We start from the raw sequence: 12,703 nt of genomic DNA on the forward strand, positions 1-12,703 counted from the left end.
CCTACAACGGTTTCGGGCTAGGAGAAGTGCCTTTTTTCGGCTGCTTTCCTATTTTGAGCTAAAATAGTCAAATTTTTTAGTTTGTACTATTTTCTCCAGGAAAGCGCAAGGCATTTCTCTTAGCCCGTGTTATGTGCTGTTTTCTTTTCTGCCGCGAAAAGAAAAGCAGGAACAGTTAGGATGTGAGAAAACTAGATAAATGATTTTAAAAGATTGATCTTATCCTACCGTACGGATAGGAGTAGTCTTTTAAAATCTTAGCTTAAAAATTGCTAAAGTCTAACGTTTAATTAGTTAGAATAAAAAAACACTTGACTTTCTGGTTTTTTTCTTATAACTTTGGCAAGCCCTTTAAGCGTCTTCGCTTTGAAAATACATTTTCAGCAAATCTCGTTTGCAAGGCTTGACGAAAAATTAAATTCTTTATTTTCCGCTTTAAACGTTTTCCTTTTTAATCCAATTTTAAGCTATTTATCAGGTTTCGAGCTCATAATTGCACATAACGTTCCGGCGCTTGGCGAGGTTGCGAACTTCGGAACCGATTATTTTCTGCTAAAGATAAAATTTCTTGCGAGAAATAAACGTGAATTTACTACAAAATTCGCAATCTTGCCAAACGCCTGTTAGTGGTAGTGCTTGTTTCAATTCTATTTTGTTAATTTTATTTCTGTAATAATTTGAAAACCCCAAAAACCTTTTTTCATTTTAATTTCTATTTTGTTAAATTCCGATAGTTCTTCAAAACTATAATTATGAATGTTAATTTCTCTTTCCGTTCCTTTTATTTCTGTAATGATATAATTCGGCGAATTTCTATATTCCTTATGCTTTTCTAATATTAATGATTTAACTAAATATTCTTTTTCAGTTGATAAATATTTATTTGTGAGAAAAAATATTGAACAAAAAATAGAACCATAAGTGATTGTTTTTAATGCGAAATAATCATACAATTTTACATTTTTCTTGCTTTCTTTTTCTCTTGAAAGATAAAATATACTTGAAATTATAATACCTGATATTAGAAATATAAAAACCAAAATTTTAAAGCTAATAATTGTAAAGTTATTATATTCTCTCAACGAATAAACAAATGAAAACATCGCAACTAAACCAATCAAGAAAATATAAATTAACTTTTGTGGTTCATTTTTTTTTCTTTTTGTTAATGAATTTTGTTTGTTTCTTCTACTCATTTTCTCGTTTTCTTGAGGCATTACCACTAACGTTCCGGCGCTTGGCGAGGTTGCGAACTTCGGAACCGATTATTTTCTATCAAAAATAAAATTTCTTGCGAGAAATAAACGTGAATTTACTACAAAATTCGCAATCTTGCCAAACGCCTGTTAGTGGCTGGTTTTTTCTCCAATAAGTTCTTTGTTTATCTCTTCAATGACTTTTTTATTAATATTTTTTATTTTTTTACAGATTTTAAATTTTGTGCTATATTTTAATTCATATTCACTTTTTTCAATACTTTCATATTCTTCTATTTCTTCAATAATTCCGCGTTTATTGTAGTAATATTGAAGTCTTGTTTTGTTTTTTTCTCGAAATGTTTCTCTCGAAATTATTTCATTTTCAGAATTATAGGTTGTAATTTCTACTTCAGAATTTTCATTGTTATCACCATAATAAGTTTGAAATTTACATACTCTTTTATTTTTTAAATATGCAAATTCTTTTTTCCATCTAATTTTATTAGTTTTCTCAAAGATTTGATTCTGTTCAATAATTCTATTTTCATTATCATATTTATTTTCATAATACGTTAACGAATTAAAATGAATTTCCTCAATTTTTGGTTTATAGATATATTGAGCCGACATAAAAAGAGAATCATTTTCTCCTCGAAATGTATTTTGGTTTATTAACTTATTATCAAAATTGTATTTTAATTTTGAATAGTATTGATAATACGAGCAATTTTGACAATCTGAAATATATTTTCTCGTTAATTCTAATTTATCATTTGAATATAAAAATTGCTCAATTTCACCTATGGTATTAAGTTTATTAAAATGATGTTTTCCATATTTAATTTTTTCCAGAATCATTCCAGAAGAATTGAAATAAAAATCTGATTTACTAATTTTTTTTTTCTTTTCGATTAAGAAACTTTCTTTTTTAATTTTGAAAGCACCAATTCTCTTTTCTATTTTTTGAGAATAGCAGTTAAGGAATATAGTTAAAAAGAATATTAAGATTTTATGTTTCATATTGTATTTTTCGCAATCTTGGGAACTTGCCACTAACGGTTTCGGGCTAGGAGAAGTGCCTTTTTTCGGCTGCTTTCCTATTTTTAGCTAAAATAGTCAAATTTTTTAGTTTGTACTATTTTCTCCAGGAAAGCGCAAGGCATTTCTCTTAGCCCGTGTTATGTGCTGTTTTCTTTTCTGCCGCGAAAAGAAAAGCAGGAACAGTTAGGATGTGAGAAAACTAGATAAATGATTTTAAAAGATTGATCTTATCCTACCGTACGGATAGGAGTAGTCTTTTAAAATCTTAGCTTAAAAATTGCTAAAGTCTAACGTTTAATTAGTTAGAATAAAAAAACACTTGACTTTCTGGTTTTTTTCTTATAACTTTGGCAAGCCCTTTAAGCGTCTTCGCTTTGAAAATACATTTTCAGCAAATCTCGTTTGCAAGGCTTGACGAAAAATTAAATTCTTTATTTTCCGCTTTAAACGTTTTCCTTTTTAATCCAATTTTAAGCTATTTATCAGGTTTCGAGCTCATAATTGCACATAACGTCCCGGCGCTTGGCGAGGTTGCGAAGTTCGGAACCGATTATTTTCTATCAAAAATAAAATTTCTTGCGAGAAATAAACGTGTATTTACTACAAAATTCGCAATCTTGCCAAACGCCTGTTACCAGCAGTAGATTTTATTCCTCAAAATTTGTTCGAATACTTTTCGGTAATACTTTTCAATACTGAGATTAGCAATCCTAAAAGTAACATTGCTAAAAATAATCCAGCGCTAAACTTTACTTCGATTGTCTTACCATTAAAAAATTTCATTCCAATAAATATTAAGACGAAAATTATGCTAAAAACTATGCTGTTTACAATGTTTAACACAAACTTATTCCAGTTTCTTTTCAGAATCCAATTTCCAACAACTATTTGATACAAGCTTGAAATTAATATTATTACAAATGCGAATATTAAATATACTGAAGTACTCAATTCATATCTTTCACACGTTTCTAATTCAGCTTCGTTTGTCGCAAACTTGTCAGAAACAAAAAAGTATGAGATAAAAAGCAACGTTCCAACTGTAATTGGTAATATAGTTTCTAAGATAGTTTTGGAGATTTTCATTTTAAGCGGTTAGTTGCGGTTCTATTGCTGGTAACGGTTTCGGGCTAGGAGAAGTGCCTTTTTTCGGCTGCTTTCCTATTTTGAGCTAAAATAGTCAAATTTTTTAGTTTGTACTATTTTCTCCAGGAAAGCGCAAGGCATTTCTCTTAGCCCGTGTTATGTGCTGTTTTCTTTTCTGCCGCGAAAAGAAAAGCAGGAACAGTTAGGATGTGAGAAAACTAGATAAATGATTTTAAAAGATTGATCTTATCCTACCGTACGGATAGGAGTAGTCTTTTAAAATCTTAGCTTAAAAATTGCTAAAGTCTAACGTTTAATTAGTTAGAATAAAAAAACACTTGACTTTCTGGTTTTTTTCTTATAACTTTGGCAAGCCCTTTAAGCGTCTTCGCTTTGAAAATACATTTTCAGCAAATCTCGTTTGCAAGGCTTGACGAAAAATTAAATTCTTTATTTTCCGCTTTAAACGTTTTCCTTTTTAATCCAATTTTAAGCTATTTATCAGGTTTCGAGCTCATAATTGCACATAACGTTCCGGCGCTTGGCGAGGTTGCGAAGTTCGGAACTGATTATTTTCTATCAAAGATAAAATTTCTTGCGAGAAATAAACGTGAATTTACTACAAAATTCGCAATCTTGCCAAACGCCTGTTAGCGGATGGACTTTTTTCATTTTTAATATATTTTTGTCAACAGAATTATTCCGTAAATCCAAAAATTATATAAAATTGTATATGCAATTCCGTAAAATAAACTCAGTTCAAAATTCCCGCTACATTCAGCAGATTTTTTAAATATTAATCTCAAAGCTCTAAAAAATATCCAATACAACATTCCTAGAAATACTAAAATTGAAAACCAAATCATTGTTCCTAATGCGTAAAATAAAAAACTTAAAACAATAGTGACAATAATCCATAAAATTATGCTTATAATAATTCCTCCAATACCTTCCCCAATATCTGCTCCAAGTTCCAACCCATTTAAATTCGTCGGTGTTAAATCTTTTAAGATGTCTAATTTTTTTGACTCTATTTTATCATTTATTTTTCCAACATTGTCTTTCAGTTTAGTTCCGTTAAATAAACTAATTGAGATGAAAAGGAAAAAAGCAACTGAAATAATTGAAGTTGAAATCAATGAGTTTTCAATAACTGTTTTGTGTTTTCCAATTCCATAAAACCAAACGCATAATATTGTAATAATAATTACAAGCATTGAGATTATGAATATATTTTTTGTATCGATTAATGTTCTTTTTTTTGGTATTTTCATATTTTACCGCAATTTTGGTAGTCTATCCGCTAACGGTCCGGCGCTTGGCGAGGTTGCGAAGTTCGGAACCGATTATTTTCTATCAAAGATAAAATTTCTTGCGAGAAATAAACGTGAATTTACTACAAAATTCGCAATCTTGCCAAACGCCTGTTAACTGCCGTTTTTTTTCTTTATGTATATTTCTGTAATTTCTAAAATTAATTTTGGCTCGTCCAATTCTTTTACATAATCAATGATTTCGGAATCAATGAATTCGTTTATTAAAATCATTCTGCCTTTTTCTGAAATTTGAAATTCTTTTGCAGTTCCATTTTCATAGTTTTCAGAAACGATTATTAGGTTGTTTTCAATTAAATGGTTAAGACTTTCTTCAATTCTTGCTGGAAAATCTACTCTATTAAAAAATTTTGTCAGTGAATAAATTCCTCTTATTCCTGGTTCAGACGATATTAGAAAGAGTAATAATAATTGTTTTTTTGACATCATTTTTTTTCTATTTTTTTGTCCAAATATTTGCAACTTCAAAATGTCGATAAAAAATTATCCAATTCGTTTTTTTAGAAATAATTGTAACATCATCTGAACTTGGATATAGGAAATCAGTCCAATATTTTAAAAATATATTTTTAGTTGTTTTTAATGTTACACCTCTTTTCCAAGTTATTATTATTTCTTCATCCCAAGGTTTAATAATTCTTTCAAGTTCATTTCTAAACCTTTCAATTTTTAGATTATTTTCAGAATTCGCACTAAACCAATCTGTTTGAGAATATTTTTCTAATAAGTTTTGTTCAATTTCAAAGTAATCGATGATTTTGTTTAATCGTTTCGATTCAGATTCAGATAATGGTTGAATTTGTTGCTTTTCTAATTCTGTTATATTTGGATTATGAGTTTTTTCAAATCTCCATCCTAATTCAAAATCTTTTAAAGAAATAACTTCATTAATATTTATTTCTATATTCAAATTTTCTGTTTTTAAATTATTTTCTTAATTCTTCTCGGTTTGGTAAAATGGCAGTTAACGGTTTCGGGCTAGGAGAAGTGCCTTTTTTCGGCTGCTTTCCTATTTTTAGCTAAAATAGTCAAATTTTTTAGTTTGTACTATTTTCTCCAGGAAAGCGCAAGGCATTTCTCTTAGCCCGTGTTATGTGCTGTTTTCTTTTCTGCCGCGAAAAGAAAAGCAGGAACAGTTAGGATGTGAGAAAACTAGATAAATGATTTTAAAAGATTGATCTTATCCTACCGTACGGATAGGAGTAGTCTTTTAAAATCTTAGCTTAAAAATTGCTAAAGTCTAACGTTTAATTAGTTAGAATAAAAAAACACTTGACTTTCTGGTTTTTTTCTTATAACTTTGGCAAGCCCTTTAAGCGTCTTCGCTTTGAAAATACATTTTCAGCAAATCTCGTTTGCAAGGCTTGACGAAAAATTAAATTCTTTATTTTCCGCTTTAAACGTTTTCCTTTTTAATCCAATTTTAAGCTATTTATCAGGTTTCGAGCTCATAATTGCACATAACGTTCCCGCGCTACACGCGGTTTGGGACTAAATTAGCGCTATTTTTCGGATTAGCTGAAATACCCAACTACAAAACCATTTTTCCATTAAGCCTAATACCCAAATTGCTTGTAGCGTGTGTTATGCCTAGGCTTTTTTTTCATTTGTTTGTCAGCTCGTTGTGAAATATTCAATTAATAGTTTATTTCCTTGTCTCCACTTTATCCAACCTGATTTTATTTTCGTTTCGCTTTCTGTGTAGCTTTCGTCACAATAATCTGCCGTAAAAATTTCAATCCAATCTCCTTTTATTGATTTTACTTGAAAACAGTCTTGTCCTTCGTACATAATTTCTTCTGAACTTTCAGATGGTAAAGTTCTAATTTTTTGTTGCTTGTCAATTATTCTTGCAACTCCGAACATTTCCTTTAAAAAGTTTCCCCAATCTCTAAAAGTTGTCAAGTCGCTTTTTTTGAGCCATAAAGTTTCTTCGGATTCATTGTTAACCATAACTTTTAACCAATTGTCCTGAACTGCTATGCAGCGAAAAACGAATTGGGAGTAGTCAAGCCACAGAATCTCTGGTTTTAACCATTTTTTTTGTTTGTCAAGGTCACGAATATTCCAACTATTAATTGTCTTGTCGTTAAAAAACTGAATTGTTCTTTTGGCTTCTTTATCGTTAGGTGTCGAATAGAATTGTAAGGTCGTTTTGTCGTCAAAGTTTATCACAACTAATCCAAGCCCAAGATCTGTCTGTGCTATCTCAAGAGTATCTGTTTTGTGGTTTTTTTCTACATTACCCTTATTTACAGTTCTAACAGAATAAACAGAACTATTAATTTCTTTGTTTTCTGTTCGGTTACAAGAAATCAAAATTGTCAAAACAGTTGTCAATAATATTAGTTTTTTTCTCATTGTCTTTTCTTGTGTTGAGTCGGTCCTAAGCTTAGGCATAACGTGTCGCGGCTTCAAGAAGTGGCGATGAACCAAGACCAAGCCTTCACAAATATAGACAAAACTTTTAATTAATTACCTTTCCAATTTCTGATAAATCCCGTGCCTCGCCATTTCTTGAAACGGCTGTTATCCTCATTTTATAACTGCCAGTTCTCAATTGCACTTAAAGTGTTGTATTTATTGACTTTATGAAATTTGACAATGCAATTTTAAGCATAAAAAAGCAATGAAATACTTGTTTTGTTGTACCCAATGTTGTACCTTCGTATCACGATGCACCCGAATGAAAACCTAGTATTTACAATACTTTCACTCGTTTGCATTGCTTTACAAATATAGTACAACATTTCTAATTTCCTAGCACTATGGCATCAATTAAACTAATTTTAAGAACACACCAGGCAGACCAAACCGGACACAGCCCTTTGTACATTCGAATTATAAAAGATAGAAAAACGAAATTTATCACTGCTGGAGTTAAGCTCAAAGAGAACGAGTGGGATGAAGTAAAGCAGAAAGTAAAAAAGAACCATCCAAACAGCGCGAGGATGAATGCCAACCTATCTCAAAAAATTGCAGATGCTGAAGGTCAGGTTGCCGATATGGAAAGAAAGGTAAAAACCGTTTCCATCAAAAAACTAAAAGAAGCCATAAAGGGAAAAGAAGTGCCAAACTTTTTTCAATATGCTTATGCTCGATGTGAGAAAATTAAAGGCAGCGTTTCGTTTGGAACCTATAAAAATTATATGCTTTACACTAAGAAATTTGAAAAGTATGTTGGAACTAATGATGTTTATTTTGATAATATTACCGTTTCGGTTTTAAAGGACTATATGGCTCATATGGGAAATGTTTCAAAAAACGGAGCGACAACACAACGCTATTCCATAATGATCTTGGCGATAATGTTCAAGGAAGCCATCAAAGAAGACATCATTCCAGAATATATGTATCCATTCAACAAACTGACATTAAAAAAAGATACCGAGAAAAGAGTATTCCTAAACAAAGACCAAATCGAAAAACTAACCAATTTAGAGCTCAAAGAAGGAAAGAAAGCCGACTTATGGCGTGATTTATTCCTTTTCTCTATTTATGCCGGAGGATTAAGATTTAGCGATGTTATCGAGCTGCAATACACCAATTACAATAGCGAAGAGCAACGAATAAAAAAAGTAATCCGCAAAACAGGAAGATTACACCAGTTTAAAATTGGTAAAGTGGCGATAGATATTCTGAATAAATACATCAAAGAAGATGCACAAGCTGACGATTATATTTTCCCAATAATCACCGATAAAAAATCATACAACAAGAGCGAAGAAATACGTTATTTCATTTCACAAAGAGAAAATCATTCTGCAAATTTCCAACTCAACCGAATGGGTAAAATGTTGAAACTACCGTTTCCACTTTCGTTCCATTTATCGCGACACAGTTTTGCAACAAATGCGTTAAATAATGGAATGAGAATTGAGCACGTTTCTAAATTAATGGACCACACAGACATCAGCACAACGCAGATATATGCCAAAATCATCAGCGAAGAATTGGACAAAGCAGTTGACAATTACATATTCTAAAAGTGAACGAAGGTAACATTTACCTTCGTTTTTTTTTCGAGAGTAAAATTCATTGTTTTTTACTCTCGTACTCTGTAGAGCCAATAAAATCAAGGTAAATCAAAGTTGTTAATAACTCATTTAAAATCTTTTAACAAGGATTTTTTTAAATTTATATTTTTGCGAAATAGAAATCTAGTAATTTTCAAAGCAAACAAATCGAAAAAAAGATGATTGCTCTTTATAAGCCAAACAGCAACAAGAAAACATCAAATTTTAATCCGCTTTTAGTTACAATTTTTAAATAAATGAATAACAAAAAAGACAATATTACAATTGAATTCAAAGGATCAAAATATGCAAACCGCAGAGTTTGTAGAATTATTGGCAGTGCCTGCGGCACAAGCCAAAAATCCTTTATTTGATATTATTGTCGAAGACAAAATCAACATTCAAAATTATTGCAATGCTATAATTGCAAAAATTCTAGAACTCAAACAATCTCAATTTCCTGCATTTATCGATTATCAATTCAACCTGGTGAAAAACCCAGAGGTATGGATTTGCAAACTCGAAAAACTATTAGCCAACAATGAAGCTTTTTTCAGCTCCAAAACGGCAATGAGTAGATACAATAAACTCTATATCTTAATCGAAAAAAAACGAACAGAGCTGCAATCTTCGAGCGTAAAAGAACCAGTTGCAAAAACACCTAAGAAATTCATTAATGCCGAAAGTGAAGACCGTCATTTTTCGTTTTATGAAATCAAAAAGCAATTGGTCAATTGTGAAAGCGATGATGAAAAAATACTATTGTTAACCAAAGAAATGTTTGAATACCAACAAGCAAGTATCGAGTTTATCAATCAAAAAACGCCAATGTATGATGTGCAATGTGCTAAAGAAATCGAGCATATTTATGCCTTACAAAAATTACAAGCAGCTGTAGAACAAACCAAAAGAGAACAAAATCAAAACCAATTACCATTCAAAAAGATGCAAATCAATTGCAATCTAAACCAGTTTATTGATATCCATTACCAGTTTACGAGAGAGTTATTTGTAGATGGAAAATCAATGATTGATGGTTCAGTGAATGACTTGGTGGCAATCATCGTAAATTCCTATGTTGACAAAGACGGAAAAGAAATAAGTCCTGAAACAGTCAAAACAATACTTACTCCTTCGAGAACCGAAAAACGTCCGAAACCCCATAAAAGAATAGACATCGACAAAATGCTCTAAAACAAAATAGTCCTGAAAGACCATTTCAGGACTTTTGGACTTTTTACTACTTCTCACATTTGCATCATAACAATTTAAAACTTTTAAAAATGGATGCAATTATCTTCACAAAAGACCAGTTCACAGATCTAATGACCAAATTAGACACTATTCAATCCCAACTTTCAATCAAGGCAGACCCAAAGAAAGAAACCTTTTTAGACAATCAAGAATTCCTATTACTGATGAAAATTTCAAAACGTACAGCTCAAACCTGGAGAGACGAAGGCAAAATTTCATTCAGTCAAGTAGGAAACAAAATCTACTACAAACTTTCCGATGTTGAAAAGCTATTACAAGAGCATTACAACAAATCATTCAAAGGACGATAGTATGAGCAGCTGCAATGGAACTTGTGAGTTTTTCGATTTCAAAACTCACAAAAATGAGAACCAACAACTGCCACCAAACAACTATCAACTTTAAACTATGGTAACTATATTCAAGAATTTCAACGAAGTTGTAGAACACAAAACAATTCCAACAATTTTAGAAGAAATCAAAACAGGAAAGTACAAACCCGGCATAATTTACTTGCGTAAATCATTGGCTGAAAAGAAAGAGGAAGCATACAACAAAGCCAAAAAATCACTTCCAGCATTTACACCTTCAGGAAAATTTGTTGGTGGTCGTAAATTAGAATTCCTAACAGAATATTCAAAGTTTATAATCTTAGACATTGACAAATTAAGTACAAACGATTTACAAAAATCAAAAAGTATAGCTGCACAAAGTGAGTTTACTTATGCGTGTTTTATAAGTCCTTCTGGAAACGGTTTAAAAATTCTAGTAAAAATAGAAACTCCAAAAACCGAACATAAAGAAACGTTCCTAAAGGTTCAAGCTCATTATGAGAATATTTTAAAACTAGAAATAGACAAATCAGGCAAAGATTTAACCAGGTTATGCTTTTATTCCTGGGATGAAAATTTATATCGCAACGAAAACGCTTCAACTTTTCACACTGAACTTGTTTCAGTGTCTGCCCAAACTGTCATCCCGAGCGTAGTCGAGGGAACTCAACAACCGACAACCAACAACAGCGACGCTATTTACAACCACTGCGTAAATTTCACCGAAAAAAAAGTGCAATTCGTGAATGGTAGTCGCAACGTATTCGTTCATCAATTGGCGTGTAACCTAAACCGAAAAGGTATTGCATTACAACAAGCTCTAGGATATATTCTAACCGATTTTGGCTATGATGAAAAAGAAGTAACACAAGCAGTCAACAGTGCCTATGGAAACATTCACGAGTTTGGTAAAAATGAAAAATTTGAGCAACCTAATAAACCAAAAAAGGCAGCCAATTTTTCAATTACAGATACAACTGATGAAGACGACGAAGACAAACCAAAACCAACACAAATAGACCGTTTAGAACTGTTTTTATCAACAAGATATGTATTTCGTCATAATATCGTTTCAGGTAAGTTAGAGTTCCAGTATTTCGGTAAAAAGAAATGGAATGTGATGAATGATTTTATTGAAAATTCAATGCTTAGAGAATGTCTCAAAGGTCGAATTAAAACCAACTTATCCTCATTACGAAACTTGCTTTATTCTGATTTCTGTGAGCTGTTCAATCCCTTTGAAGATTACTTTTTCAATTTACCAACCTATGATGAAAAGACAGATTACATTACCGAATTAGCCAACACAATAACAACCACAAAACAAGAACTTTGGCAACAATGTTTCAAAAAATGGTTAGTGGCTATGGTCGGTTGTGTACTCGATGAAAAAGTAATCAATCACACGGTTATTGTCTTCAGTGGCAAACAAGGATTAGGTAAAACAACTTGGGTTGAAAAGCTAGTCCCAAAACCTTTGAAAGAGTATTTATTTTCTGGTACTATAAACCCAAACAATAAAGATACATTGGTACAACTGGCGGAATGTATGTTAATCAACTTGGACGAACTCGAAAACCTAAACCGTTCCGAAATTGGATCCCTCAAAGAAATAATAACAAAAACACAAATCAGAATGAGAAAAGCCTACGGTCACAACAATGAAACAATGCCAAGACGCGCATCCTTTGCCGGAAGTGTCAATACAGCACAGTTCTTAAATGATAGTACAGGAAGCAGAAGGTTTCTTTGTTTTGAATTAGAAGGCATAAAATACCAACACGAAGTAGATATTAATATGGCTTTTTCACAAGCTTTATTTCTCTTCAAAAGTGAATTTAGATTTTGGTTTGACCAGGAAGAAATCAAGAATATAACAGCAAATAACGAACAATACCAACTACATAGCCCAGAAGAAGAATTATTGTTAACGTGGTTTTCACCTTGCGAGAGAGACAAAGCAAATATTTTTTTAAATGCTTCTCAGATAGCATCAAAAATTGCTGAAAAAGCTAAAATAAATATTAATGATGCAACAATAAACAAATTAGGGAAAGCATTAAAAAAACACAACTTCATCAGACTAAAAAAAAATGGCTTGGCAGTATATGCTTTAATCGAAAACACCTATGAAGAAGTTGACAATAAAAACAAAACTGTAGACGAAGAACAATAGCAATTGTTATCTGTGCTAATCAATTTAATCAGTGACTAAATTCAATATTTAGTCACTTTTTTTTGTTTCTTTTCTTTCTACCATTTTGCACTAAATTCAAAGGGCAGGCAGGGTAAGCAAAAAACGCAACAAACATTTTTTATTTTTTTCCTTTTCAAAAAATCGGGTAGCATAAGACTACAATAATGCAAAAAGATAAAGTTGCAGTTCCACTTTGCGCCCGAAAAGCCACATAAATCTGTTTTTTATTTTTTAAAAAAATAAA

At 31.5% G+C, this 12,703-nt stretch carries 11 protein-coding genes; 4 read left to right on the plus strand and 7 right to left on the minus strand.

The features are described from left to right. Positions 1-647 precede the first annotated feature (647 nt). The 7 genes from ACXX8U_RS04925 to ACXX8U_RS04955 form a co-directional block, all read right to left on the minus strand. Positions 648-1,217, minus strand: coding sequence for a hypothetical protein (locus ACXX8U_RS04925; protein WP_458564870.1), 570 nt, complete (start codon positions 1,215-1,217; stop codon positions 648-650). Between the two features lie 129 nt (positions 1,218-1,346). Continuing rightward, complete coding sequence (locus tag ACXX8U_RS04930; protein WP_458564871.1) at positions 1,347-2,219, minus strand: hypothetical protein; 873 nt, start codon at positions 2,217-2,219, stop codon at positions 1,347-1,349. Between the two features lie 675 nt (positions 2,220-2,894). After that, positions 2,895-3,326 (minus strand): hypothetical protein, encoded by a 432-nt coding sequence (locus tag ACXX8U_RS04935; protein WP_458564872.1) that lies wholly within the window; start codon positions 3,324-3,326, stop codon positions 2,895-2,897. A gap of 674 nt (positions 3,327-4,000) precedes the next feature. Then, positions 4,001-4,600, minus strand: coding sequence for a hypothetical protein (locus ACXX8U_RS04940; RefSeq protein WP_458564873.1), 600 nt, complete (start codon positions 4,598-4,600; stop codon positions 4,001-4,003). A gap of 153 nt (positions 4,601-4,753) precedes the next feature. Next, positions 4,754-5,089 (minus strand): hypothetical protein, encoded by a 336-nt coding sequence (locus ACXX8U_RS04945; protein ID WP_458564874.1) that lies wholly within the window; start codon positions 5,087-5,089, stop codon positions 4,754-4,756. 7 nt (positions 5,090-5,096) lie between these two features. Next, on the minus strand, positions 5,097-5,570 hold the full coding sequence (locus tag ACXX8U_RS04950) for a DUF2947 family protein (protein ID WP_458564875.1): 474 nt from the start codon (positions 5,568-5,570) through the stop codon (positions 5,097-5,099). 704 nt (positions 5,571-6,274) lie between these two features. Further along, positions 6,275-7,021: a hypothetical protein gene (locus tag ACXX8U_RS04955; RefSeq protein ID WP_458564876.1), complete on the minus strand. Its 747-nt coding sequence runs from the start codon at positions 7,019-7,021 to the stop codon at positions 6,275-6,277. 407 nt (positions 7,022-7,428) lie between these two features. Here ACXX8U_RS04955 and ACXX8U_RS04960 point away from each other — a divergent pair, with 407 nt between their 5' ends. The 4 genes from ACXX8U_RS04960 to ACXX8U_RS04975 all read left to right on the plus strand — a co-directional run bounded on the left by ACXX8U_RS04960 (position 7,429) and on the right by ACXX8U_RS04975 (position 12,438). Further along, positions 7,429-8,646: a tyrosine-type recombinase/integrase gene (locus ACXX8U_RS04960; RefSeq protein WP_458564877.1), complete on the plus strand. Its 1,218-nt coding sequence runs from the start codon at positions 7,429-7,431 to the stop codon at positions 8,644-8,646. Positions 8,647-8,982: 336 nt separating this feature from the next. Beyond that, entirely contained in the window at positions 8,983-9,870 is an 888-nt protein-coding gene (locus tag ACXX8U_RS04965) for a hypothetical protein (protein ID WP_458564878.1), read from the plus strand. 89 nt (positions 9,871-9,959) lie between these two features. Further along, the gene (locus tag ACXX8U_RS04970) at positions 9,960-10,241 is read left to right on the plus strand and encodes a helix-turn-helix domain-containing protein (RefSeq protein ID WP_188601235.1); all 282 of its coding nucleotides are present in this window, start codon (positions 9,960-9,962) and stop codon (positions 10,239-10,241) included. Positions 10,242-10,338: 97 nt separating this feature from the next. Continuing rightward, positions 10,339-12,438: a VapE domain-containing protein gene (locus ACXX8U_RS04975; protein WP_458564879.1), complete on the plus strand. Its 2,100-nt coding sequence runs from the start codon at positions 10,339-10,341 to the stop codon at positions 12,436-12,438. Positions 12,439-12,703 lie beyond the last annotated feature (265 nt).

The organism is Flavobacterium sp. GNP001, assembly GCF_054343775.1.

Coding starts and splice junctions, on each gene's coding strand:
- ACXX8U_RS04925 (WP_458564870.1), bottom strand. CDS start 1,217: ATGCCTCAAGAAAACGAGAAAATGAGTAGAAGAAACAAACAAAATTCA.
- ACXX8U_RS04930 (WP_458564871.1), bottom strand. CDS start 2,219: ATGAAACATAAAATCTTAATATTCTTTTTAACTATATTCCTTAACTGC.
- ACXX8U_RS04935 (WP_458564872.1), bottom strand. CDS start 3,326: ATGAAAATCTCCAAAACTATCTTAGAAACTATATTACCAATTACAGTT.
- ACXX8U_RS04940 (WP_458564873.1), bottom strand. CDS start 4,600: ATGAAAATACCAAAAAAAAGAACATTAATCGATACAAAAAATATATTC.
- ACXX8U_RS04945 (WP_458564874.1), bottom strand. CDS start 5,089: ATGATGTCAAAAAAACAATTATTATTACTCTTTCTAATATCGTCTGAA.
- ACXX8U_RS04955 (WP_458564876.1), bottom strand. CDS start 7,021: ATGAGAAAAAAACTAATATTATTGACAACTGTTTTGACAATTTTGATT.
- ACXX8U_RS04960 (WP_458564877.1), top strand. CDS start 7,429: ATGGCATCAATTAAACTAATTTTAAGAACACACCAGGCAGACCAAACC.
- ACXX8U_RS04965 (WP_458564878.1), top strand. CDS start 8,983: ATGCAAACCGCAGAGTTTGTAGAATTATTGGCAGTGCCTGCGGCACAA.
- ACXX8U_RS04970 (WP_188601235.1), top strand. CDS start 9,960: ATGGATGCAATTATCTTCACAAAAGACCAGTTCACAGATCTAATGACC.
- ACXX8U_RS04975 (WP_458564879.1), top strand. CDS start 10,339: ATGGTAACTATATTCAAGAATTTCAACGAAGTTGTAGAACACAAAACA.